At 43.5% G+C, this 25155-nt stretch carries 24 protein-coding genes and 1 pseudogene; 9 read left to right on the top strand and 16 right to left on the bottom strand.

The annotated features are described in order from the left end of the window. Positions 1 to 56: 56 nt before the first annotated feature. Positions 57 to 638 (bottom strand): glycerol-3-phosphate 1-O-acyltransferase PlsY, encoded by a 582-nt coding sequence (gene plsY / locus AC0DBE_RS05580; protein WP_003221258.1) that lies wholly within the window; start codon positions 636 to 638, stop codon positions 57 to 59. A 168-nt stretch (positions 639 to 806) separates the two neighbouring features. On the opposite strand from plsY, the gene AC0DBE_RS05575 reads away from it, so the two are divergent. The 3 genes from AC0DBE_RS05575 (at position 807) to parC (ending at position 6000) form a co-directional block, all read left to right on the top strand. Further along, on the top strand, positions 807 to 1214 hold the full coding sequence (locus tag AC0DBE_RS05575; protein ID WP_014113945.1) for a CoA-binding protein: 408 nt from the start codon (positions 807 to 809) through the stop codon (positions 1212 to 1214). A gap of 395 nt (positions 1215 to 1609) precedes the next feature. Continuing rightward, positions 1610 to 3577, top strand: a complete 1968-nt coding sequence (gene parE, locus AC0DBE_RS05570; protein ID WP_014113946.1) for a DNA topoisomerase IV subunit B — start codon at positions 1610 to 1612, stop codon at positions 3575 to 3577. Between the two features lie 2 nt (positions 3578 to 3579). Further along, positions 3580 to 6000, top strand: a complete 2421-nt coding sequence (parC, locus tag AC0DBE_RS05565) for a DNA topoisomerase IV subunit A (protein ID WP_041520973.1) — start codon at positions 3580 to 3582, stop codon at positions 5998 to 6000. Positions 6001 to 6047: 47 nt separating this feature from the next. Here parC and AC0DBE_RS05560 read toward each other — a convergent pair whose 3' ends face one another. Further along, positions 6048 to 6173, bottom strand: coding sequence for a hypothetical protein (locus AC0DBE_RS05560; protein ID WP_014113948.1), 126 nt, complete (start codon positions 6171 to 6173; stop codon positions 6048 to 6050). Between the two features lie 25 nt (positions 6174 to 6198). Beyond that, positions 6199 to 6552, bottom strand: coding sequence for a hypothetical protein (locus AC0DBE_RS05555; RefSeq protein ID WP_472961405.1), 354 nt, complete (start codon positions 6550 to 6552; stop codon positions 6199 to 6201). Between the two features lie 489 nt (positions 6553 to 7041). Here AC0DBE_RS05555 and AC0DBE_RS05550 point away from each other — a divergent pair, with 489 nt between their 5' ends. The 6 genes from AC0DBE_RS05550 (at position 7042) to uptA (ending at position 12879) form a co-directional block, all read left to right on the top strand. Then, positions 7042 to 8439 carry an alanine/glycine:cation symporter family protein gene (locus AC0DBE_RS05550; RefSeq protein WP_072566340.1) on the top strand — a complete coding sequence of 466 codons (1398 nt, stop codon included), beginning with the start codon at positions 7042 to 7044 and terminating at the stop codon, positions 8437 to 8439. A gap of 321 nt (positions 8440 to 8760) precedes the next feature. Continuing rightward, entirely contained in the window at positions 8761 to 10260 is a 1500-nt protein-coding gene (locus AC0DBE_RS05545; RefSeq protein WP_472961402.1) for a cellulase family glycosylhydrolase, read from the top strand. Positions 10261 to 10334: 74 nt separating this feature from the next. Then, positions 10335 to 10598: a YnfE family protein gene (locus AC0DBE_RS05540; protein WP_061186388.1), complete on the top strand. Its 264-nt coding sequence runs from the start codon at positions 10335 to 10337 to the stop codon at positions 10596 to 10598. A gap of 294 nt (positions 10599 to 10892) precedes the next feature. Beyond that, complete coding sequence (locus tag AC0DBE_RS05535; protein ID WP_061186387.1) at positions 10893 to 11297, top strand: GtrA family protein; 405 nt, start codon at positions 10893 to 10895, stop codon at positions 11295 to 11297. Between the two features lie 24 nt (positions 11298 to 11321). Then, a complete protein-coding gene (gene galU, locus AC0DBE_RS05530) occupies positions 11322 to 12212 on the top strand; it encodes a UTP--glucose-1-phosphate uridylyltransferase GalU (protein ID WP_061186386.1) in 891 nt (296 codons plus the stop codon). A gap of 70 nt (positions 12213 to 12282) precedes the next feature. After that, a complete protein-coding gene (gene uptA, locus AC0DBE_RS05525) occupies positions 12283 to 12879 on the top strand; it encodes an undecaprenyl phosphate transporter UptA (protein WP_014113955.1) in 597 nt (198 codons plus the stop codon). A 48-nt stretch (positions 12880 to 12927) separates the two neighbouring features. Here uptA and nrnB read toward each other — a convergent pair whose 3' ends face one another. The 13 genes and pseudogenes from nrnB to AC0DBE_RS05460 all read right to left on the bottom strand — a co-directional run bounded on the left by nrnB (position 12928) and on the right by AC0DBE_RS05460 (position 25085). Continuing rightward, on the bottom strand, positions 12928 to 14127 hold the full coding sequence (gene nrnB, locus AC0DBE_RS05520; protein ID WP_072181942.1) for an oligoribonuclease NrnB: 1200 nt from the start codon (positions 14125 to 14127) through the stop codon (positions 12928 to 12930). Positions 14128 to 14296: 169 nt separating this feature from the next. After that, positions 14297 to 15832, bottom strand: a complete 1536-nt coding sequence (locus tag AC0DBE_RS05515) for an acyl-CoA carboxylase subunit beta (RefSeq protein WP_472961943.1) — start codon at positions 15830 to 15832, stop codon at positions 14297 to 14299. Positions 15833 to 15842: 10 nt separating this feature from the next. Next, positions 15843 to 16625: an enoyl-CoA hydratase gene (locus AC0DBE_RS05510; protein ID WP_014113958.1), complete on the bottom strand. Its 783-nt coding sequence runs from the start codon at positions 16623 to 16625 to the stop codon at positions 15843 to 15845. A gap of 17 nt (positions 16626 to 16642) precedes the next feature. Beyond that, positions 16643 to 17545, bottom strand: a complete 903-nt coding sequence (ldeG, locus tag AC0DBE_RS05505) for a hydroxymethylglutaryl-CoA lyase (RefSeq protein WP_090557881.1) — start codon at positions 17543 to 17545, stop codon at positions 16643 to 16645. A 14-nt stretch (positions 17546 to 17559) separates the two neighbouring features. Further along, positions 17560 to 17781: an acetyl-CoA carboxylase biotin carboxyl carrier protein subunit gene (locus AC0DBE_RS05500; protein ID WP_072181940.1), complete on the bottom strand. Its 222-nt coding sequence runs from the start codon at positions 17779 to 17781 to the stop codon at positions 17560 to 17562. Between the two features lie 14 nt (positions 17782 to 17795). Beyond that, entirely contained in the window at positions 17796 to 19124 is a 1329-nt protein-coding gene (locus AC0DBE_RS05495; RefSeq protein ID WP_472961398.1) for an acetyl-CoA carboxylase biotin carboxylase subunit, read from the bottom strand. A 9-nt stretch (positions 19125 to 19133) separates the two neighbouring features. After that, the gene (locus tag AC0DBE_RS05490; protein ID WP_472961396.1) at positions 19134 to 20783 is read right to left on the bottom strand and encodes an AMP-binding protein; all 1650 of its coding nucleotides are present in this window, start codon (positions 20781 to 20783) and stop codon (positions 19134 to 19136) included. Between the two features lie 42 nt (positions 20784 to 20825). After that, positions 20826 to 21968, bottom strand: a complete 1143-nt coding sequence (locus AC0DBE_RS05485; RefSeq protein ID WP_472961394.1) for an acyl-CoA dehydrogenase family protein — start codon at positions 21966 to 21968, stop codon at positions 20826 to 20828. Positions 21969 to 22058: 90 nt separating this feature from the next. Beyond that, a pseudogene (locus AC0DBE_RS05480) lies at positions 22059 to 22365 on the bottom strand (DUF5367 family protein). 93 nt (positions 22366 to 22458) lie between these two features. Beyond that, a complete protein-coding gene (locus AC0DBE_RS05475) occupies positions 22459 to 22632 on the bottom strand; it encodes a hypothetical protein (RefSeq protein WP_472961392.1) in 174 nt (57 codons plus the stop codon). Between the two features lie 95 nt (positions 22633 to 22727). Then, entirely contained in the window at positions 22728 to 22892 is a 165-nt protein-coding gene (locus tag AC0DBE_RS05470; RefSeq protein WP_472961390.1) for a hypothetical protein, read from the bottom strand. Positions 22893 to 23005: 113 nt separating this feature from the next. Continuing rightward, positions 23006 to 24538, bottom strand: a complete 1533-nt coding sequence (locus AC0DBE_RS05465) for a glycoside hydrolase family 10-like protein (protein WP_472961388.1) — start codon at positions 24536 to 24538, stop codon at positions 23006 to 23008. A 154-nt stretch (positions 24539 to 24692) separates the two neighbouring features. Then, the gene (locus AC0DBE_RS05460) at positions 24693 to 25085 is read right to left on the bottom strand and encodes a DUF1360 domain-containing protein (RefSeq protein WP_003220186.1); all 393 of its coding nucleotides are present in this window, start codon (positions 25083 to 25085) and stop codon (positions 24693 to 24695) included. Positions 25086 to 25155: the final 70 nt, after the last annotated feature.

Below are 25155 nucleotides of genomic sequence, written 5' to 3'. Positions count from 1 at the left end.
ATTTGAATTTTCTCTATTATAAACGTATTAGGCTATTCTGTGTCAAAAGAGAAGGTTTATAACCATTTCACTTTAGGTTCTGTTTTATTGATAATTCGTTTAATGTTCGCCCGGTGTCTGTATATCACAAAAATAGTGAGCAGGGTAACGACAATCAATAAATACTTATCATGGACAAAGAGACTATATATAACAGTATAGATCCCTGTTAACATCGATGACAGAGAAACAAATTTAGTTAAGTATAAAAAGATGAAAAATACCGCGACCATCGTGATAAATAACAGAGGTGCGTAAAATAGCAAAACGCCTCCGGACGTTGCCACGGCTTTGCCGCCTTTAAATTTAGCGAAGACGGGAAACACATGGCCCAAAACTGCAAAGACTCCTGCTAGAAGCGGGTGAATATCAACATGCATGAGAAAAGGCAATGCAGTTGCCAGCGTACCTTTCAAAATATCTCCGGCTATTACGATCGAACCAGCTTTTACGCCCAACGTACGGAATGCATTGGTAGCTCCTAAGTTGCCGCTCCCGTGCTCCCGGATATCAATTCCCTTGGCAAGCTTGCCAACAATTAAGCCAGATGGAATGCTGCCTATCAAGTAGGCCAAAATAATCAATAAAGCAATTAACATCTACATTTCTCCTTTTTCAAAATCCCTTCTTTCTATTTTAACATGAGATATCATAATCTGATGATAAGTTTTTTGTAAAGTTTGCTTACAAATCCAATCAAACATGCATCATATTTTGATTTCTTACATTTTGATCGTGTAAAATAGATGAAAAAGGAGTGGTACATGATGCAAAACCCTTCCAAAGCGGAAATTAAAGAGATTCTTGATCAAAGCAAGCGAATCGCGGTAGTGGGGCTTTCTGACCGCCCGGATAGAACGTCGTATATGGTTTCCAAAGCGATGCAGGATGCGGGCTATGAAATCATTCCCGTCAATCCTACAATTGATGAGGCACTTGGTGTCAAAGCTGTTTCATCTTTACAGGAGATTGATGGTCCGATTGACATCGTCAATGTATTCCGGCGCTCAGAACAGCTGCCAGGCGTGGCGGAAGAGTTTTTGGAGACAGACGCTCCAGTATTTTGGGCACAGCAAGGGCTGGTAAACGAAGAAGCTTACCAGATGCTAAAGCAAAAAGACAGAACGGTTATCATGGATCTGTGCATAAAAGTGGCGCACGCTGTAACAAAATAGATGCAGAACTGCAAAAATCCTTGTGAATTCAAGGATTTTTGCTTTTTAATTTTAAGATATTGTTTGCGTATTACGGTGAAACAGATACAATAAAGCTTGAACAGCTTTTTTTGAATACCTTGTCTAGCTGGGTTTCGGCCGTTCGATTTGCGAAGGTCTGCTGCTTTATATATAATAAACAAACATACGTTCTCATAGTGTAAAAACAGCACTATCCGATGTTTTGCGAACTGATTCGTTAGCTCTATGTTGCGATTGCAAACATATTGGTTATAATGAGGAGTCCAAGGCAGTACCGGCTCGAGGCGAGGTTTATAACAAATACTTTATACTATTGATGGTGTAACACTGAAAAAGAGAAAGACAATGTTAGTTTTTGAAAGGGGTTTGTACGTTTGGCTAGAAAACAGCAATTTGATTACAACGAAGATGCCATACAGGTGCTCGAAGGCCTTGAGGCTGTCAGGAAAAGGCCGGGTATGTATATTGGCTCTACTGACGCACGGGGCTTGCACCACTTGGTTTATGAAATTGTAGATAACTCTGTCGACGAGGTGCTTGCCGGCCATGGAGATCACATAATCGTCAAAATACATAAAGACAACAGTATATCTGTACAGGATAGAGGCCGCGGCATGCCAACCGGAATGCATAAGCTCGGCAAACCAACCCCTGAAGTGATTTTAACGGTGCTTCATGCCGGAGGAAAGTTCGGTCAAGGCGGCTATAAGACAAGCGGAGGGCTGCACGGAGTTGGTGCATCAGTTGTGAATGCTTTATCTGAATGGCTGACGGTTACCATTGAGCGGGACGGTTTCGTCTATCAGCAGCGTTTTGAACACGGAGGAAAGCCAGTCACATCTCTCGAAAAGATCGGCAAAACAAAAAAGACAGGAACGCTAACACACTTTAAGCCAGATCCAACGATGTTCAGCACAACGACTTATAATTTTGAAACGCTTTCTGAACGCTTAAGAGAATCTGCGTTTTTGTTAAAAGGATTAAAAATTGAGCTGATTGACGAGCGCAATGACCAGCAAGAGGTCTTTTATTATGAGAACGGCATAGAAGCATTTGTCGCTTACTTAAATGAGGAAAAAGACGCCTTGTCTGAAGTGGTCTCATTTGAGGGAGAGCATCATTCAATAGAAGTGGACTTTGCGTTCCAGTTTAACGACGGCTATTCTGAAAACATTTTATCGTTTGTTAACAACGTCAGAACAAAAGACGGCGGGACTCATGAGTCAGGTGCAAAAACAGCGATGACACGCGCTTTTAATGAATATGCACGAAAAGTGGCTTTGCTGAAAGAAAAGGATAAAAACCTGGAAGGCACTGATATAAGGGAAGGGCTTTCAGCCATTATTTCTGTTCGGATTCCTGAGGAGCTTCTTCAATTTGAAGGACAAACAAAAGGAAAGCTGGGTACGAGTGAAGCGAGATCAGCAGTTGATGCGATTGTTTCAGAGCAGCTTGCTTACTTTTTAGAGGAAAACCGGGATACTGCAACGCTTCTTGTCAAAAAAGCTATCAAAGCGAGCCAGGCACGCGAAGCGGCACGCAAAGCCCGTGAAGAAGCAAGAAGCGGCAAAAAACGAAAAAAATCAGAAGCGACATTAAGCGGGAAGCTGACGCCTGCGGGTTCGAGAAACCCGGCAAAAAATGAATTGTATCTCGTTGAGGGGGATTCTGCAGGCGGATCAGCCAAGCAGGGAAGAGACCGCAGATTCCAAGCAGTTCTGCCTTTACGCGGTAAAGTCATTAATACGGAAAAAGCTAAGCTTGCTGATATCTTTAAAAATGAAGAGATCAATACAATCATACATGCGATCGGCGGGGGTGTCGGAGCTGATTTCTCAATCGATGATATCAACTACGACAAAATCATCATTATGACCGATGCGGATACGGACGGCGCTCATATTCAAGTGCTGCTTCTTACCTTTTTCTATCGCTATATGAAGCCGCTCATTGAACATGGCAAAGTGTTCATTGCACTGCCTCCTTTATATAAGGTCAGCAAAGGAAGCGGAAAAAAGGAAATCATTGAATATGCATGGTCTGATGAAGAGATGGGTGATGTCCTGAAAAAAGTCGGCAAAGGTTATACCATTCAGCGATATAAGGGTCTTGGAGAGATGAACGCAGACCAGCTGTGGGAAACGACGATGAATCCGGAATCACGTACGCTTGTAAGGGTCAAAATCGACGATGCGGCACGTGTAGAGAGACGTGTCACGACGTTAATGGGAGACAAAGTAGAGCCGCGCAGAAAGTGGATTGAGAAAAACGTCGCTTTCGGCTTAGATGAAGAAAGCAATATTTTAGAAAATGAAAACTTATCGGTCGCTGAGGAGGTTTAATGTTGTCACAGCCAGAATTATTTCATGATTTACCATTAGAAGAGGTGATCGGCGACCGTTTTGGACGCTATAGTAAATATATTATTCAAGACAGGGCGCTTCCTGATGCAAGAGACGGCTTAAAGCCGGTACAGCGCAGAATTCTGTACGCGATGCATACAGATGGAAACACGTTTGATAAAAACTTCAGAAAAGCGGCCAAAACGGTCGGTAACGTCATCGGTAACTATCATCCGCACGGTGACAGTTCGGTTTATGAAGCAATGGTACGGATGAGCCAGGATTGGAAAGTGCGAAATGTGTTAATTGAAATGCATGGGAACAACGGAAGCATCGACGGAGATCCCCCGGCAGCTATGCGTTATACAGAAGCGAGGTTATCTCCGATCGCTTCTGAGCTTCTTCGGGATATTGACAAAAATACAGTTGAATTTGTGCCGAACTTCGATGATACAAGCAAGGAGCCTGTTGTACTCCCGGCGATGTTTCCTAACCTATTGGTCAACGGATCTACCGGGATTTCAGCAGGATACGCAACCGACATTCCCCCTCATCATCTGGGAGAAGTCATTGATGCTGTCATCAAGCGCATTCAAATGCCATCTTGCTCTGTTGATGAACTCATGGAAGTCATTAAAGGGCCTGATTTTCCGACAGGCGGGATTATTCAAGGCGTTGACGGCATAAAAAAAGCTTACGAAACCGGAAAAGGAAAAATCATTATCCGTGGAAAAGCTGAAATTGAAACAATCAGAGGCGGACGAGAACAAATTGTCATTACGGAAATTCCATTTGAAGTGAATAAAGCAAACCTTGTGAAAAAAATGGACGAGTACCGCATTGATAAAAAGGTTGAAGGCATCTCAGAGGTTCGCGATGAAACGGATCGAACTGGGCTGAGAGTGGTCATTGAACTGAAAAAAGAAGCGGATGCCAAAGGCATTTTGAATTTCTTATATAAAAATACTGATTTGCAGATCACCTATAACTTTAACATGGTGGCTATTCATAATCGCCGTCCGATGTTGATGAGCCTGCCGTCTATTTTGGATGCATATATCGGCCACCAAAAGGAAGTCGTCACAAACCGGTCCGTTTATGAGCTTCAAAAAGCAAAAGACAGACATCACATCGTAGAAGGACTCATGAAAGCTTTGTCCATTTTGGATGAAGTCATTGCAACAATTCGTTCTTCAAGCGATAAACGTGACGCTAAAAACAACTTGATAGCGAAATATGAATTTACAGAGCCTCAGGCTGAAGCCATCGTGTCACTGCAGCTATATCGTTTAACCAATACAGATATCACAGCACTGAAAGAAGAAGCAGAAGAGCTCGGCAAAAAAATTGAAGAGCTCGAATCCATTCTGAGCAATGATAAAAAGCTGTTAAAAGTGATCACAAACAGCTTAAAAGCACTGAAAAAGAAATATGCAGACACGAGACGCTCCGTGATTGAAGAAAAAATTGAGGAAATTAAGATTAACCTTGAAGTCATGGTTGCGTCTGAGGATGTATATGTGACCGTTACGAAGGATGGCTACCTAAAACGGACGAGCCAGCGTTCATTTGCCGCTTCCAACGGCCAGGATTTCGGAATGAAAGATACGGACAGGATGCTCCATCAGTTTGAAATGAATACGACGGATGTGCTGCTGCTCTTTACGAACAAAGGAAGCTACATTTATTGTCCGGTTCACCAGCTGCCTGATATTAGATGGAAGGACATGGGCCAGCATTTTTCAAATATAATCACCATTGACCGTGATGAAACGATTGTAAAGGCCATACCGATAAAAGAATTTGATCCGTCGGCGTATCTATTGTTCTTTACGAAAAACGGAATGGTGAAAAAGACAGAGCTCACCCATTATAAAGCACAGCGTTATTCTAAAGCGCTTGTGGCCTTAAATCTGAAGGGTGAAGACGAACTGATTGATGTACATGTAACAAATGGGGAAAGCCAGATCTTTATGGCCACTCACCTAGGGTATGGCTTATGGTTTGGAGAAGACGAAGTAAATGTAGTTGGCGCGCGTGCCGCTGGTGTCAAAGGGATTAACTTAAAAGAAGATGACTTTGTTGTCTCTGGAGAAATCCTTCAAGAATCTGATTCAATTGTATTGTTCACACAGCGGGGAGCGGTGAAACGCATGAGTCTTTCCGAGTTTGAAAAAACATCCCGTGCAAAACGTGGTGTTGTTATGCTAAGGGAACTGAAGAAGAATCCTCACCGGGTCGTAGCGCTGTTCGCTTGCGGTCTTGAACAGCGGCTTATGGTGGAAACAGAAAAAGGCGACAGAAAAGAACTGCAGGCAAAAGACTTGCGGACAAACGACAGATACAGCAATGGCTCTTTCTTTATTGATGAAGAGGAATCAGGCAAGGTTACAGCTGTCTGGCGCCTTCATACAGAACAATAATAAAAAACCCGCTCATATCATGTGAGCGGGTTTCGTTTGTTTTTCAATTAGCTTTCATGGCTAGTGAAAAGATCTGTAAAGGCATGAACAAATTCAATTCCTTGCCATACAAATAAATTCAGAGCGGTGAAAGAAAATAAGCCTAAAATCACCATTCTTAAGATAAACAACATGTTTAACAGCCTCCTCATATTTTCGTTATATAATCGGGTGATGTTGAACATGAAGTTTGCCGAAATAAGACGATTGATAAAATTTGGCCAGTATAAAGCTTTTTTTCCGCTGGCGCCTGCGGGAGTAACCCGTACTTTTGCTTTCAGCGGTCAGAAGCAGAACAGCCATTGCCCATAGAGCAGTCAGCGCAAATGCCCCTGTGATGGATTTCTTCTCATCATCTGCATTTTGCCCGGATTTCATCTCATGCATTTCCTGCTGGTCGGCTACGGCTTTATAATGATGGCCGATATCAAAGGCGTGGGGAATTGAGAACAAATGAAAGCTGGCAATCGCCAAAAATAAGATGGACGCTTTTAGTATCGTTACTTTTTTCAAATGATCTCCCCCTCCTTTAATATTACTGAATATTTTTATAATAATACCCTAATCCATCCTAAAAGTAAACCTGATTTATTAAATTTAAAAATAAATTTCACTTTGTTAAGTATATATCTTTTTGCTTATTTTTGAAAGAGAAATTTCTTTTATTAGTGTATGTATACCCGGTCTAAGATGTGAATAAAAACACATTTTAAAAGATATGTTTGTTGTTTAGGAATTATGATTTTATTTATCAAAGGAAACGGAAGGTGGCAGGAAAGAAATTCTTACTTTTAAAAGAGAAATCTTGCTTATAAGAAATATTTTTATTCATAGGAAAATAATAGAGAGGGAGACCAAAGGAGTGAAGCATCAATCTAGGACAACAATCTTCACGAAAAAACTTCCTAATTCGACATATTGTGATATAATAAAACTCGTTATGTTAAAAAATCTAACATCAAATATGAATTCACAATGAATTGATGAAAACGGGAGGTCAATATGGAGTCTTTTTTCAACAGTTTGATCAATATTCCAAGTGATTTTATCTGGAAATATTTATTTTATATTTTAATAGGACTTGGACTATTTTTTACACTTCGTTTTGGTTTTATCCAATTCCGTTATTTTATTGAAATGTTCAGAATAGTAGGTGAGAAGCCTGAAGGAAATAAAGGTGTTTCGTCTATGCAGGCGTTCTTTATTTCTGCTGCATCCCGAGTCGGTACAGGGAATTTGACTGGTGTTGCCTTAGCAATTGCGACAGGTGGACCCGGCGCTGTATTTTGGATGTGGGTTGTAGCTGCTGTAGGTATGGCTTCAAGCTTTGTTGAGAGTACGTTAGCACAGCTTTATAAAGTGAAGGACGGAAACGATTTCCGCGGCGGACCGGCCTACTATATTCAAAAAGGTCTTGGAGTCAGATGGCTCGGCATCGTATTCGCTGTCTTAATTACCGTGTCATTCGGTTTAATCTTTAACGCTGTTCAATCCAATACAATTGCGGGAGCGTTAGAAGGCGCATTTCATGTGAACAAAACAGTTGTGGCTATTGTTCTTGCTGCTTTAACGGCTTTTATTATTTTCGGCGGTTTAAAACGTGTAGTCGCAGTGACACAATTGATTGTTCCAGTGATGGCTGGTCTTTATATTCTCATTGCACTATATGTTGTATTCACCAATATTTCTGCATTTCCAAGCGTTATTGCGATAATTGTCAAAAATGCTTTGGGATTTGAACAAGTTGTCGGCGGCGGACTGGGAGCTATCATCGTCATCGGTGCACAGCGCGGGCTTTTCTCTAACGAAGCGGGAATGGGTAGCGCGCCTAACGCTGCTGCGACAGCTCATGTTTCGCATCCGGCAAAGCAGGGCTTTATTCAAACATTAGGCGTGTTTTTCGATACATTTATCATATGTACGTCTACAGCGTTTATCATCTTACTATACAGTGTAACACCAAAAGGTGACGGCATCCAGGTTACACAAGCTGCTCTGAGCCACCATATTGGAGGCTGGGCGCCTGGTTTCATAGCAATTGCAATGTTCTTGTTTGCCTTTAGTTCAGTTGTCGGAAACTACTATTATGGGGAGACAAACATTGAATTTATTAAAACAAGCAAAACATGGCTGAATATTTACCGCATCGCGGTTATTGCTATGGTTGTCTTTGGATGTGTAGCAGGGTTCCAGATTGTGTGGGACATGGCGGACCTCTTTATGGGTATCATGGCGCTGATTAACTTAATTGTTATTACACTGCTGTCGAACGTTGCTTACAAAGTGTATAAAGATTACGCGAAGCAGCGTAAACAAGGACTTGATCCTGTATTCAAAGCGAAAAACATCCCGGGTCTTAAAAACACTGAAACTTGGGAAGATGAAAGACAAGAAGCATAAGAACACGGCTGCATTCAATCAATTGAATGCAGCTTTTTATTTGGCGAAAAGAAGCGGAATGTTTTGATTTCATAAAAAAATAACGTGTAAAGTCCTGGTTACATACTTTTATATGTGGTCCACATGTATCAGCAGTATCTGAAACAAGACAAAAAGAGCAAATTGGCAGGCTTTTAAACCGCCTAAAAACAAGAAATTAGGTTGATAGACAATCATGAGAAAGATTTTTACAATGAGTCCGTGCTAAAAAAGCGAAAGGGAGGAGAACGGTACTAGGCATATGTTTTACATAATCATTTGAAGGAGGAAAGAATATTCTATATGAAACGTTCAGTCTCTATCTTAATTGTATATTTATTTATTGCATTACTAGCAAATAGCGGCTTGACTGCTCCAGAAGCATCTGCAACAGTGACAAAAACGCCAGTATCCATAAATGGCCAGCTTAGCATAAAAGGTACACAGCTAGTCAATCAAAACGGCAAAGCGGTGCAGCTGAAGGGGATCAGTTCACACGGATTGCAATGGTATGGCGATTTTGTCAATAAAGACAGCTTAAAATGGCTGAGAGACGATTGGGGCATTACGGTTTTCCGCGCGGCGATGTATACGGCCGACGGCGGTTATATTGATAATCCGTCTGTGAAAAACAAAGTAAAAGAAGCGGTTGAAGCGGCAAAAGAGCTTGGGATATATGTCATCATTGACTGGCATATCTTAAATGACGGCAATCCAAATCAAAATAAAGAGAAGGCAAAAGAATTCTTCAAGGAAATGTCAAGCCTTTACGGAAGCACGCCAAACGTCATTTATGAAATTGCGAACGAACCAAACGGCGATGTGAACTGGAAGCGTGATATTAAACCGTATGCGGAAGAAGTGATTTCCGTTATCCGCAAAAACGATCCCGACAACATCATTATTGTCGGTACCGGTACATGGAGCCAGGATGTGAATGATGCTGCCGATGATCAGCTAAAGGATGCAAATGTCATGTACGCGCTTCATTTTTATGCCGGCACACATGGCCAGTTTTTACGGGATAAAGCAAACTATGCACTCAGCAAAGGAGCACCTATTTTTGTGACGGAGTGGGGGACAAGCGATGCTTCCGGAAATGGCGGAGTATTTCTTGACCAGTCGAGGGAATGGCTGAATTATCTCAACAGCAAGAACATCAGCTGGGTAAACTGGAATCTTTCTGATAAGCAGGAATCATCTTCAGCTTTAAAGCCGGGAGCATCTAAAACAGGCGGCTGGCCGTTATCAGGTTTATCCGCTTCAGGAGCATTCGTAAGAGAAAACATTCTCGGTACCAAAGATTCGACGAAGGACATTCCTGAAACGCCAACACAAGATCAACCCACACAGAAAAACAACATTTCTGTGCAATACAGGGCAGGTGATGGTAGTGTGAACGGGAACCAAATCCGCCCGCAGCTTCACATAAAAAATAACGGCAACACCAGGGTTGATTTAAAAGATATCACTGTCCGTTACTGGTATAACGCAAAAAACAAACCTCAAAACTTTGACTGTGACTACGCGCAGATTGGATGCGGCAATGTGACCCACAAGTTTGTGAAGTTACATAAACCTAAGCAGGGTGCAGATACCTATCTGGAACTAGGGTTTAAAAATGGAACGCTGTCACCGGGAGCAAACACAGGGGATATTCAGCTTCGTCTTCACAATGATGACTGGAGCAATTATGCACAGGGTGAGGATTATTCCTTTTTCCAATCAAATATGTTTAAAACAACGAAAAAAATCACATTATATAATCACGGAAAACTGATTTGGGGAACAGAACCCAAATAGTTTAGCTTTTGGCGGGCATCAGCAATGATGTCCGTTTTCATCATCTTATACAGCAAAACAAGGAGGTTTAGGTTGTGGATGAAACACTGAAGCAGTATATGATGCTGTTCAAAGAAATGAATAATGCGATAAATGGTCCGGACTATCCTGGTAAGGAAAAAGACATCCAACATCAAAAAGAACAGATCGAAGCTTACGAAAAACAGCTACAGCAAGGTTTTTCTACAGATTATGACTACGATGTATTTGCTGACTCGGTTATCAAATGCGCATATGGCGATATGACGCTGGAAGATTTAGAAGCAGTTTATTATGGATTGACAACGCCATTTTTTTGATTAGACTTCCAACAGTAAAATTTCAATTTCTGTCTCACTAACTTAAGTATACTTTTGTATTGAGACAGAAATTCATTTATTTTGTTTACTTCCTAGAATATATATTATGTAAACTAACAAAATGAAAACAGGCAGCTGTTGTATTTCATTATCGTCCTCCCCTTCTTTTTTAATGGTTTGTTCATATTTTAGTAATTGTTTATTCAACTCTATTCTTTAAAGTGATTTGTACATAAGATGGCTTCCGCGGCCACTACTGAATTTCTTCGATTGGAGGTAAAATGGAATGCCGTTATGCTGAAGAAACAAATGACTACGCTTATACGTTTTTGTACCGTCGGAGTTGGCAACACGCTTATTGACTTTTGTGTATTTTTCCTTTTAACCGCTTTACAGGTGCCATATCTCATTGCCCAGGTTTGTTCTTATACGTCCGGAATCGCCAACAGTTATATTTGGAATCGGATTTGGACGTTTGAAGTGAAGAAAAAAGCCGACAAACAGGAAATGATTCGGTTTATCGCCGTTAATCTCGCAGCGTCCGGTATGACGTTTTTGCTGCTATTCGGCCTTCAAAAAGCCGGATTGTCTCTTCTGATCAGCAAATTGATTGCAACTGTCGGCGGTATGGTGATTAATTTTATCGGGAATCGCCTCTGGGTCTTCCGCGATCCGTTGAAAAAATCAGAATCAATGTAAGAAAACTGAAATGGAGTGAAGGAAATGAAAAAAATCAGAAAAGCCGTCATCCCTGCAGCAGGTCTAGGAACACGTTTTTTACCTGCAACGAAAGCTCAGCCTAAGGAAATGCTCCCTATCGTTGATAAGCCTGCTATTCAATATATCGTTGAGGAAGCGGTTCAGTCAGGTATTGAAGATATTTTGATTATTACAGGGCGAAACAAGCGCGCGATTGAAGATCATTTTGACCGTTCCATTGAGCTTGAACAGAATTTGATTGAAAAAGGGAAAACAGACATCTTAGGCGAAATGCAGGACATTGCAAATCTTGCGAATATCCATTATATTCGTCAGAAGGAGCCGCTTGGCTTGGGACATGCCGTTTTGTGCGCGGAGCATTTCATTGGCGATGAACCGTTTGCCGTCCTTTTAGGCGATGATATTATGGTGTCTGAAACACCGGCTCTTCGGCAATTAATGGATGTATACGGCGCTTATGGAACAGAAGTAGTCGGTGTACAGTCAGTTCTCCCTGAGGATGTCAGCAAATATGGTATTATCAATACATCAGGTTCTCAAGGGCATGTATACGAAGTGAACGATTTGGTGGAAAAGCCTTCTCCTGAAGAAGCGCCTTCGGAAATCGCCGTGATGGGACGTTATGTGCTGAATTCATCGATCTTCCCCGTTTTAAAGTCCATTGGCAGAGGCGCGGGCAACGAAATTCAGCTGACAGATGCGCTTCGTGAGGCTTGCCGTAAGCAGCCGATCCATGCCCGGCTGCTGGAAGGAAATCGATATGACATTGGCGATAAGCTGGGCTGTTTTAAAGCTAGCACTGAAATCGGCTTAATGCGCCCCGAAATGAGATCTCAGCTTTTGGCCTATTTAGAAGATGTGATCAAACGGGAAACGAAAGAAATGCTGCGATAAAAAATTGTAACCATCTTGCTCGTCAATCAGTCATATAATAGAGAAAAAGATTAGGACAGGTGTGAAGAATGTGGGCAGTTTGATAAGCGAAATTTTAACATGGCTGACGAACATGGGATATGCGGGCATTGCGATTGGCTTGATGATTGAAATCATTCCGAGTGAAATTGTATTGGCCTATGGTGGCTATATGGTATCGGAAGGCACGATTGGGTTTATTGGCGCCATCATTGCGGGTGTTATCGGGGGCACCATTGCCCAGATCTTTATTTATTGGATCGGACGCTATGGCGGCAGACCGTTTTTGGACAAATACGGGAAGTACTTATTGATTAAAAAGCATCATATCGACATGTCAGAAAACTGGTTTCAAAAGTACGGCACGGGTGTTGTCTTCTCGGCACGTTTTATACCAGTTGTCAGACATGCGATATCCATTCCCGCAGGCATTGCCAAAATGCCGTTTCTCAAATTTGTGGTACTGACTGTACTTGCTATCATTCCGTGGTCTATCCTCTTTGTTTATTTAGGCATTCAGCTCGGAAGTCAGTGGGATGACGTTGAGAACATTGCGGGTACTTATACAACGCCGATAATGATACTGGCTATTGTCGTTATCGCCCTTTATTTTGTGATTAAAAAACGTACAGCGATATTTAAACGATAGCTAGCGGATATGCATAGGGATGATTGATTCATCCCTATGCATATTTTTTTATCTGCGATGCTGGTTTGCCAGCTTCAAATGCTCCGCTAAAAAAGCGACAAATACTTCATCCCGCACGAGCGACGCGGCATAATTTCTTTTAATAAACCATTCTGCTTCTTCAAAAGCTGCGAATGTTTCATCCTGTGTTTCTCCGTTAATTTGGATATTCCACTCGTTGTCTAAAGGAAACAGAAAAAATCTCATTTGTGCGCGATTTTCATATAATGATCCGTTCGCCGATCCCTTTAGGTTATAGATATTACGGAAAGCATCTGGACGGACAGGTTCAATCCGGAATGCTTCAGCAACAAACAATTCGTATACTTCGTCGGTGATTGAACATCCGGATGCCTTTGCATGCCCCCCGCCTCCGTATCGGCCGGCGATTTCTGACACATCGATGTAATCATGAATGGTGCGCAGGCTGACTCGTTTTGACCCCATGCTTAAAATCGCAATGTAATCGAGGTGGGGATTTTCTTTTCCTAGTCTGTTTCCAAGCTCTGAATGATACGATTCTGCGTGGACAATGCCCACACAATGTTCATGAACAAAGGTTTGCACCATCTCCCTTTTCTTTCTGCGGAGGTAGCGCTCGATTTTTGCATCTTCTAAATCAAGCAGTTTCTCTTCAAAATCATCAAAGAAAAATTCATCATGCGCAGAAAGACGCTGAATCATTTTTTCTTCAAATTCATCGATTGACAGCAGAAAGAAAAGATCATTAAGCCGCTTCGCCTGTTTTTGATCATACTGCTCCCACTCCCATGTATCATATTGGCGGACGAGCTCTGTAAATTGATCTAAGGCATTTGTCGGTTTCATAAAACCATTTTCAACGAGATAGCCATATAAAAGCGATGTGGCCGATGAGAGCCTTCCATCATCGTACTCCACTTGGACAAATCCCCATTCATGCTCATTCAAATGAAGCGCTGTTTTATGATGGTCAATCAGCTTCACTTTTCCGCCCGCATGAACATACTTATTTAATCTCTCTTCGTTTTCTTCGTTGACGGCGAGATCGGTGATGAATAATGCGTCTTGTCTGTTGCTCTCCTTCGCTTTTTCTAAAAAGTACTGCACTTGAGCGTTTAAGCCGTTGACAGAGTTATACCGGACCTCAACATCTTTCCCGAATGCCAATTTTGCTACGATTCCGCACCCTACTCCGTCCAAGTCGTTATGTGAATATAAATGATACATAATGTAGACCCCTTTTTATGATGAACTGACAATTGCCGCTAGAGGTGCGGCAGCCTTTATTTACTATTCTAAAAACCATGGTGTTTTATGCAAAGTTAATTGGTTTACATAATATAATTATTGCAAATATAAAAAGAGCGCTTTTTGCGCTCCTTAAGTCCTTGCTTTTTTATACAGGATAAACCGGATGCTTTCGATTGGTAAATGTCATTTCCTTTGTCATGTATGCCTTGAGCCGTTTGGCCAGCTCATCACGCAGCGAATTGGCTGGGATCACGGCATCAATGATCATTTCTGAAGCCAGGCGGTAGATATTGATGTTCTCTTTGTATTCCTCCCGTTTGCTGCTGATAAATGATGCCCTCTCTTCTTTCGGCAGCTCAGCGATTTTTTTTGCATAGACGGCGTTTACAGCTGCTTCAGGGCCCATGACGGCAATTTGGGCGGTTGGGAGCGCTAAGCAGCAATCCGGTTCAAACGCAGGCCCTGCCATTGCGTACAACCCCGCTCCGTACGCTTTGCGGACAATGACAGAGAGCTTTGGAACAGTTGCTTCCGACATCGCTGAAATCATTTTTGCTCCGTGCCTGATAATGCCCGCTTGTTCTACCTTTGTGCCGATCATAAAGCCGGGGATATCCGCTAAGAACAGCAATGGAATATGAAACGCGTCACATAAGGTAATAAATTTAGCCGCTTTGTCTGCTGAATCGTGAAATAAGACGCCTCCTTTTACCTTTGGTTGATTAGCAACAATGCCGACAGGCTGTCCGTGAATTCGTGCGAGGCCCGTTATTAATTCCGGTGCGAATAAAGCTTTGATTTCAAAAAATGAATCTTCATCAATAACCCGCTCAATCAGCTCATGCATATCAAAAGGCGCATTTTGATTTTGCGGAATGATGTCGGCAAGCGGGATGTCGAAGTGTTTTGGCGGGCGTTTCTCTTGCATAGGCGCTTTTTCTTGATAATTAGCCGGAAAATACGATAAATAAGCCCGTGCCAGACGTATGGCTTCTTCTTCAGTTTCTGCAAGAATATCTCCGCAGCCGGAGATTGAGCAATGCATACGTGCCCCACCCATTTCTTCGAGAGACACTTTTTCGCCAATGACCATTTCCGCCATCCTCGGCGAGCCTAAATACATGGAGGCGTTACCCTCTACCATAACGACAATGTCACAGAAGGCTGGAATATAAGCGCCCCCTGCCGCAGACGGTCCGAAAAGCAGGCAGATTTGCGGAATGCGTCCCGATAATTTGACTTGATTGTAAAAAATTCGTCCTGCTCCACGTCTCCCTGGAAAGACATTGATTTGGTCTGTGATTCTGGCGCCAGCCGAATCGACTAAATAAATGAGCGGACAGTTTAACTTTTCGGCTGTTTCTTGAATTCTGATGATTTTTTCAACGGTTTTGGCTCCCCATGAACCTGCTTTCACTGTTGAATCATTGGCCATCACACAAACGGTTTGGCCACCGATTTTGCCGATAGCCGTCACCACTCCATCAGCGGGAAGCCCGTCTGACATACATTCCGCAAAAAAAGCGTCTTCAAGCTCGATGTCATCGTCAAACAAACGAGCAAGCCGCTCTCTGACAAAGAGCTTGCCTTTTTCTTGGTTGCTCTGATGATACTTTTCCGCCCCGCCTTTTCGAATCTGTTCGGCCCGTTCTGTTCGTTCCTTTTCATAATCCATGAGCATTGCCTCCCTTTTATATTCCCTTATATACGGCCCGTCTTTTTTCTTGAAACGCTTCAAGTCCTTCTCTCCTGTCTTTTGTCGGAATGGTATGTTCATATGCTTTTTGTTCAATTGCCAGGCCTGTAGCAAGATCTGTCTCCAACCCTTTATTAATTGCGAATTTAGCCTGACGGACAGCAATCGGCCCGTTGGCAGAAATAGCTGCGGCCAGTTCCTCTGCTTTTGGCATGAGGTCACGAGGAGCCGTGACATGCTCTACAAGGCCTATCTCTTTTGCTTCGTGTGCGGTTACGCGTCTGCCTGTATAAATTAATTCTTTTGCTTTTCCTCTGCCAATCAGCCGGGGCAGCCTTTGGGTCCCACCAGCGCCTGGGATAATAGCTAACCCTGTTTCCGGGAGGCCCAGCACAGCTGATTCAGCTGCGATTCGAAGGTCGCATGCCAATGCCAATTCTAGCCCGCCGCCTAATGCGCTTCCGTTTATCGCGGCTATGACCGGCTGCGGCAAGGCTTCAAGGAAAGCCGCCGTTCTTTGAATGAGAGATACACTTTCCAGAACCTGATCTTCTTTTAGTTTTATCCGTTCTTTCAGGTCTGCGCCCGCGCAAAACGCTTTTTCACCGGTGCCTGTGAGGATGACGCAGCGGATGTTCGAGTTGAATTCAATTTCCTGAAGAATCAATTGCAGGCTTCTAAGCATTTCCGCTGAAAGAGCATTTGCCGCCTGAGGCCTGTTTAAGGTGATCAACGCAATATGTTCATTTTGGACAGTAAAAAGAACCGATTCTCCCATTGTATTTGCCCTCTCTTTTATGAAGATGATTTAAATACCTGTAAATTTCGGCTTGGCAGCTGCTTGCCCATTTTTTCTTCTATCCATTTGGCTGCGGATAGCAGTTTATCAAGATTTACATTTGTTTTGATGTCCATCTGTTCAAGCATGTATACGATATCCTCAGTTGCAGCGTTTCCGGAGGAACCTGGGGCATATGGACAGCCTCCGAGTCCGCCTGTCGAGCCGTCGAACACAGTGATGCCCATTTGGAGAGCTGTGACCATGTTGGCCAGCGCCGTTCCTCTCGTATCATGAAAATGCAGGGCAATTTGATTGGCCGGGAATCGTGCCAAAAGAGCTTCAAGCACGGTTTCAACTTGGGCGGGATTTGCCGCTCCGATCGTATCTCCAAGCGATAGTTCAGAAATCCCGAATTCAAATAGGGCTTCAGAAAGGCGGATGACTTGTTCAATGGGGACATCTTTCTCGTACGGACAGCCGAAAACGGTTGAGAGGTAGGCTCTTGTTGAGAGGTTTGCTTTTTTTGCGTCATCGTTTACTTGTTTTAGAATATGAAGGGTTTCAGTAGTAGATTTGTTGATGTTCTTTCTGTTGTGCGTCTCGCTGGCGGACATAAAGACGCAAGCTTCGTCAATGCCTCCTTCAAGCGCATTCTCCAGCCCCTTTTGATTCGGGACAAGTGCCGCGTACGTTACCCCTTTTGCACGGTCGATGCCTTTTGCCACGTCTATGGCATCTCGAAGTGCCGGAATCCATTTCGGGTGAACGAAGGATGTGATTTCAATATACGAAAGCCCTGTCCGGGATAGCTGGTTGATCCAAGCGATTTTATCTTCTGTTTGTATCCATCTGGGCTCGTTTTGTAAGCCGTCACGCGGGCCGACCTCTTTGATTTTCACTTTTTTAGGATATGACATGGTCTTCCTCCAAATTATTGAGTGGAATCGCTCAATTCGAGCAACACGTCTCCTTCATTTACAAAATCGCCTTCATTTTTTTTGACTTCTTTTACGGTTCCGCTTCTGTCTGCAACGATCGGGATTTCCATTTTCATTGATTCCAAAATGGCAACTTCCTGGCCTTTTTCAATGTGGTCGCCGGCTTTGACGTGCACTTTCCACAGGTTTCCCGCCATTTGTATCATAACCGTCATGACAACTGCCTCCTTTATAGGTGTTGTTTCAAAAAGTCAGTCGTGACATCCCCTTTTTTAAATGCTTTTGATGCCGCAGCCTGTATGAGAAGCGGAAGATTTGTTTTGATTCCCTCTATCCGATAGTCGCGGAGCGCTGTCTCCAGCTTTTCAATGGCCTCCGCTCTGGTTTGGCCTTTGACAATCATCTTGGCGATCATCGGGTCATAAAAAGGGGTAACGGTGCTGTCTTTTGCTACCGCACATTCGTGTCTGACCCCTTTTGGGAGTGAAAACGCAGTGATTGTACCTGGTGACGGATAGAAGGTCTTGGGATCTTCCGCGTATATTCTAACCTCTATCGCATGCCCGTTTCGTTTGATGTCTTGCTGGGAGAATGTGAGAGTATGGCCCGCAGAAATCCGTAACTGATGCTCCACTAAGTCCAGGCCCGTTATTTCTTCAGTCACGGGGTGTTCAACTTGCAATCTCGTATTCATTTCGAGGAAATAAAAGTTTTGATTCGGGTCAACTAAAAATTCGATTGTGCCTGCATTTGTATAGCCGATCGCTTTCGCTCCTTTTACGGCCGTTTGCCCGATCTTCATTCTTAGTTTATCGTCTAAAAATGGTGACGGCGCTTCTTCTATGACCTTTTGATGCCGCCTCTGAACAGAGCAATCGCGTTCAAACAGGTGTATTGTATGGCCATGCTGATCGGCCAAAAGCTGAACTTCGATGTGGCGGGCATGTTCAATGACTTTCTCTATATACATTGAACCGTCACCGAAAAAATCTGCTGCGCGCTTTTTGTTCCCCTCGTACGCCTTTCTTAATGCTTCCTCGTTTTGAACAAGCTGCATACCGATGCCGCCTCCGCCTGCTGAAGCTTTCAGCATGACAGGATAGCCGATTTGTCTTGCAGTGCGGCAGGCTGCCTCTATGTCTCCGAGGGATTCTGAAACGCCGGGCACCACAGGGACACCTGCCGCTTCCATTGCTTTACGTGCTTCAATTTTGCTACCCATCTTTGCGATGATATCGGGTGCAGGGCCGATAAACACGATGTTTTCTTGCTTGCAGCATTCAGCGAATCGGCTGTTTTCTGATAATAACCCGTATCCCGGGTGGATGGCGTCGGCGTTTGCTTTTTTCGCTGTCTCTATGATTCTCTCTATATTTAAATAACTTTCACTGACTCTTGATTCCCCGATCAAATAAGCCTCTGTGGCCGCCTTTGTATGGGGAGCATCTCTGTCTGCTTCAGAATAAACCGCGACCGTTTTGATGCCGAGACGGCTGCACGTTCGGATAATTCTCATTGCGATTTCTCCACGATTGGCGATCAGTACTTTTGTAAACATGACTTCACCTCATTGACATGATGATAAGTTGAACATTTTAATCGTTTTTTCACGCAGTTTATATTTTTGAATTTTGCCTGAAGCCGTCATCGGGTACTCGTCTGTAAAAATAACATAACGCGGAATTTTGTGGCGGGCGATTTTCCCTTTGCAATAGTCCTTAAGTTCTTCAGGTGAAGCGGTTTTTCCGTCTTTCAGTTTAATCCAGGCTGCGGCCTCCTCCCCGAATTTGGCGTCAGGCACACCAACGACCTGTACATCTAAAATATCAGGATGCCGATATAAAAATTCTTCGATTTCCCGCGGGTAAATGTTCTCACCGCCTCTAATGAGCATGTCTTTTAATCTTCCGGTGATGCGGCAGTACCCGTCTTCATCCATGACAGCAAGATCTCCGGTAAACAGCCATCCATCGGGATTGATTGCTTTTCTGGTCGCTTCTTCGTCTTTATAATAGCCTTTCATAACGTGATAGCCGCGGGTGCAAAGCTCTCCCTGCACGCCTCTTTGAACTTCTTGACATGTCCCGGGTTCTACAATTTTCACTTCTGCATGAGGCAGGGCACGGCCGGTTGTTTCGACTCTCCTTAAGAAGGAATCATGTGCCCTCGTTTGCGTAATGACCGGTGAGGCTTCGGTTTGTCCATAGGCGATCGTAATGTCTTTCATGCCCATCTTTTCAATAACAGCTTTCATCACTTCACTTGGACAGGGAGAGCCGGCCATGATGCCTGTTCGGAGCGTCGATAGATCATATGCATCAAAATCCGGATGATGCAGCTCGGCGATAAACATGGTCGGCACACCGTGGAGCGCTGTGCATTTCTCTTTTTCTACCGTTTTAAGGACGGTAACGGGATCAAATTCTTGTACAGGTATCATGGCTGCCCCGACAGACACACACGCTAAAACCCCAAGCACGCATCCGAAGCAATGGAAAAACGGAACCGGGATGCACATGCGGTCTTGCGAGGTTAATGCCATACATTCAGCGATATTGGCAGCATTATTGATGACATTAAAATGGGTCAGCATTACCCCTTTAGGAAACCCTGTCGTTCCTGATGTGTATTGCATGTTAATCACATCGTCTTTTTCAAGGCTGTTCATTCTGGCTTCCAGCTCAGCATCCGACACTGTTTTCGCAAGTATTTCTGTATCGTTCCAATGATACATGCCCGGCAAACGTTTATCGCCAATATAGATCAGCGTTTTTAAAAAGGGATATCGTTCTGATTTCAGCTGGCCAGGCTCTGTTTCTTGCAGCTCTGGAATGAGGCTCTTCAGGATGTCTGTGTATGAAGTGCCCCGGTATGAATCCATGACAATAAGAGCGGCAGCATCCGATTGCTTTAACAAGTAATCGAGTTCGTGTGCTTGATAATTAGTATTGACGGTCACGAGCACAGCTCCGATTTTTGCGGTGGCGAACTGAACGGCAAGCCATTCGGGGATATTCGAAGCCCATATGGCTACATGGTCTCCTTTCCCAATCCCCATCCGCATGAGTCCTTTAGCGGTTTGACGGCACAGACTGTCAAATTGGGCGTACGTATAGCGAATTTTTCTGTCTGGATAAACAACCGCTTCTTGATCGGGATAGGTTTCAGCGATTTGTTCCAGCAGTCTGCCGATTGTGGAATGGATGAGTTCAGCCATTCATTGTTCCTCCTTTCTAAGTAATTGGAAAGCGTTTACATTTTATTTCAATAGCTGTCTGGCAATCACGATACGCTGAATTTCAGATGTGCCTTCACCGATTTCCATTAATTTTGCGTCCCGCAGCATCCGTTCTACCCCATATTCCTTCATGTAGCCTGAACCTCCATGGATTTGAATGGCTTGATTACAAGCTCTTGTCGCCATTTCAGATGCAAACAGCTTGGCATATGCTGCTTCTTTTGTGAACGGACGGTTATGGTCTTTCAGCCAAGCGGCTTTTAACACCATTTGCCGTGCAAGATCAATTTCCATCGCCATGTCAGCAAGCTTAAATTGGATGGCCTGAAAGGAAGAAATCGGCTGTCCGAACTGCTTTCGTTCTTTCGCATATGCCAATGATGCTTCAAGTGCCGCTTGGGCGATGCCGACTGCAAGAGCAGCGATGGAGATTCGTCCGCCGTCCAGCGTGTATAGAAACTGCTTAAACCCTTTTGTTGGATCGCCAAGTAAGTTGCCCGCAGGCACTCTCACATCCTCAAGCAAAATTTCCGCTGTATTTGAACCGCGGACACCCATTTTATCGTACGGGCTCGTAATCGTAAGTCCGGCTGTGTCAGTTGGCACGATCAATGCGGAGATGATGTTTTTTCCTTCTTTGTTTTTGCCTGTTACTGCGGTTACAATCACCGTTCGTGCGTAACTTGCATTCGTGATCCAGCACTTTTCGCCGTTGATTACATACTCATCACCATTTGTAATGGCTTTCGTTTGAGTCCCTCCTGCATCTGAGCCGGCATTTGGTTCCGTCAGGCCGAATGACCCGAGTGCTTTGCCTGAAGCCAGCGGAGTCAAATGCGCCCGTTTTTGTTCTTCTGTTCCGAAGTAATAAAGAGGACTTGCGCCGAGCGAGACCGCTGCAGCGTAGCTTAATCCAGTACTTCCGCAGGCTTTGCCGATTTCTTCAACCGCTAAGGCATATGAAATCGTATCGCCGCCTGATCCGCCGTATTCTTCGGGAAATGGAATACCCATCAGCCCGAGCTCACCCATTTTTTTAAATGTTTGTATCGGGAACTCGCCCGTTTGATCTATATGTTCAGCGTGAGGAGCGATTTCTTTTTTCGCAAAATCCTTTACCATTTCACGAACCATTTGTTGTTCTTTTGTCAGCTCAAAATTCACTTGATTTCCTCCTTCACATCTTTGTAACATCCTATTAGGCGAGTTCTGTAATCATTCCCTGACAAAAGAAGTCTGAAAATTAAAACCGAGTCATTTTTTACGTGAAAACATCAATGGGATAAGCAAATACATGCCATAGGCGCATACCATCCATATGGCAAACGCTGACCTGTTCCTTTGATAGCGCTGGAAAGATGATGGGATGGCTCCAAAGGGAAATCGTATCAATCAATAAACCGACCGCTGATCCCCATATGCCCAGCTTGATCACCGTGTCCTGTGATCTTTGATAGAGAAAGAACACAAGGCATAAAACGAGCAGTGCCAGCTTCCAGAAGAAGAAAGTTCAGCAAAAAGGTTCTTCAGCCGGATCAGTTAATACAGCGTCTCCGAACAGAACAAAAAATAGCGTGGCACCGAACCAGACGAGAAATGAAAACGTAAGGACAAGACCTAATTTTTGAGTAAACATGTTTGATCTCCTTTCGTGTTATGTCATTTTTTCAGTCAGCTTCTCCAAGATCCATTCGAGCTCTTGATAAACATCTTCTGATGGAAAATCACCGGAAACGAGAGACTGTCTGGCAAGCCCGTCAATTAAAGCATTCAGCATGATTCCCCTTGTCGTTAAAGAAACGCCTTTAATCGGAGATTCGCCCCACAATTGAGTGAGCTCTTCTGTCAGACAGTGATTTTCAGATTGTAATTCTATTTACATTGACTTTCTCAAATAAAAATGAGACAAGCATGCGGACGGATTCAGTGGCAAAGCCTTTCCCTCGGAATGATGCCGCAGTATTCGAACACTTTGTCATTATCGTAGATTGAAAATACATCTTGTACGTGCTCCTCTTTGATGTTACTTAAAACTAGACTTTCAGATTCCAATACTGGGAAATGTGCAAAAACCGCTTCCATATTCATGTGAGTCCCTCCCTTGCTTTTCTTTAACAAATTCAGCGGCTCATCATAAGTATCTTATCTACCAAAATAACTTTTTAAAAAAAGACGACTTAGAAAGCCGTCCTTCTCATTTCTTATTTTGTCTTTCGTTTGGAAGCCTTGCTTTCGTTATGGAGCCGGTCTGCTGAAGTGACATAATACGTATATTTCTTGTTTGGTTCTGCCGTCTCATCTAAGAAGGTTTGCTGCTCATTTGTTTTTCTAGCGGTTGCCAGCAATGTTTTGTGCTTTTTCCCTTCGGCTCTGTATATCGCATAATAGGCTGTTTCTTTCGTTTCTTGATTTGATGGGTGGTCTTGTATGTGCAGAAGATTGCCGTTTTTGTCTTCGGTGACCTTCGTAAGCTTCGGTTTATTTGGGGCGGTACTGTCAAGCCAAGGCATTTGCGGAACCAGTGCCGGTTTGCTGTAAAGCTCGATAATGAGCCTGTCTTTGATGCCAAGCGGATTTTTGTTGAGGTCTTTGAGGCTGAAATGCATGCTTCCTTTCACAAGCTCAAGCTGACGGTTCAAGGTGATTTGTCTTACATACTCCTCCGGGTCGGACCATGGCGGATCAAAGTTATTATTGATTTTATAGGCTGCCTGGCCAATATATAAATGAACAGGCCTATTTTTGACTTCATTGCTCCACCAATCAGCCAGTACGTCGTAAGCTGCTGCATTGAAGCCGATGCTCCAATAGATTTGCGGAGCAATATAATCGATGTCGCCTTCTTGGATCCAATGTCTCGTATCTGCATAAAGGTCGTCATAGTTCCTGACGCCTGCTTTGGTATTCGATCCGGTTGGGTCATCTGCCGCGTTTCTCCATACACCAAAGGGACTGATGCCGAATTTGACATATGGCTTTGCAGCTTTAATTGTTTGGTTGATTTGTTTGACAAGCTGGTTCACATTATCCCGCCGCCAGTCATCAATATTGGAAAAAGTGCCTTTTCCGTATTGTTCATACTGTGTTTGATCAGGAAATTCCTGTCCCGCTATTTTATAAGGGTAAAAATAATCATCCATATGAACGGCGTCGATATCATACTGTTTTACCACTTCTTCGATACCTTTGACGATAAAATCTCTCGCTTCAGGAATGCCCGGATGATAATAAAGCTGGTTTCCATAAGCGGCAACCCAGTCTGGATGCTGTCTTGCCGGGTGATCCTTAGACAATTTATTGAGGTCCGTATGATTCATTGTAATGCGGTAAGGATTAAACCATGCGTGAAATTCTAAATTTCGTTTATGGGTTTCTTCAATCATAAATGCAAGCGGATCATAGCCCGGGTCTTTCCCTTGGACACCGGTTAAGTATTCAGACCAAGGTCCGTAAGCGGACGGATAAAAGGCATCTGCCGTCGGTTTAATCTGAACAATAACGGCATTCATCCCCATTTTTTGCACATCGTCCAGCAGTTTGATATACTCCTGCTTTTGCTCTTCCACCGATAAACCTTTTTTTGACGGCCAATCAATGTTCAATACGGAAGCAATCCATACGGCTCTCAGTTCCCTGTCAGGCTGCGCATTGGCCATTAACGGAACGGAGATGACAAACGTTCCGATGATCAAGCTGACAAGGAAACGGACAATCGACTTTTGACAAACCTTCATTCTGTTTCTTCTCCCCCATTACATCACTTTCACTATTCGCTATTACGGTATTCCCGGGCTGTAAAAGGGTGCTTAATCGGATTGAAGAAATCAGGATTTATGTCTATATCACCAGATAAACGAAAAAAGTCCTGAAGCATTTTGTTCCGCTGCTTTAGGACTTTTTATCATTTATCATGGTTTGCAGGCTCTTTAACACATCAATGAGTTTTACGCCGACACCGACAGCTGTTTCAAGAATCGCCTGTGCTCCTGCGATGGCTAAAATAAAGATGACTGGAACTGCAATACGAGGCAAAAAGAGATATCCCAGTCCAATCAAGATTGCACACCAAACGCCGGCACACCAGTAGCAATTGAGCATGTATCCAAAGTTAGAAGCTGGCACGCTTTTTTCGTCTACATGTCCGTTTTGATCAACAATCCTTTTCTTTTTCATAAAAGGTTTTCGGATAAATTCCGTGATTTTATCGAATACAATCAAATGTGTCAGCCTGTAACTGGCTAGAATCAACATGATAAAAGTAAGCAAAGAAAGACGATCCATGACAAGCCTCCAAGAAAAAGGATGATGTTATCATTCCCAAGTGTCTGCTATCCATTCTTAATACAAAAAG

This window comes from Bacillus sp. VA15 (genome assembly GCF_055721145.1).
The sequence above is the reverse complement of the archived record's forward strand: the minus strand, read 5'-3'. Positions and strand labels throughout refer to the sequence as shown.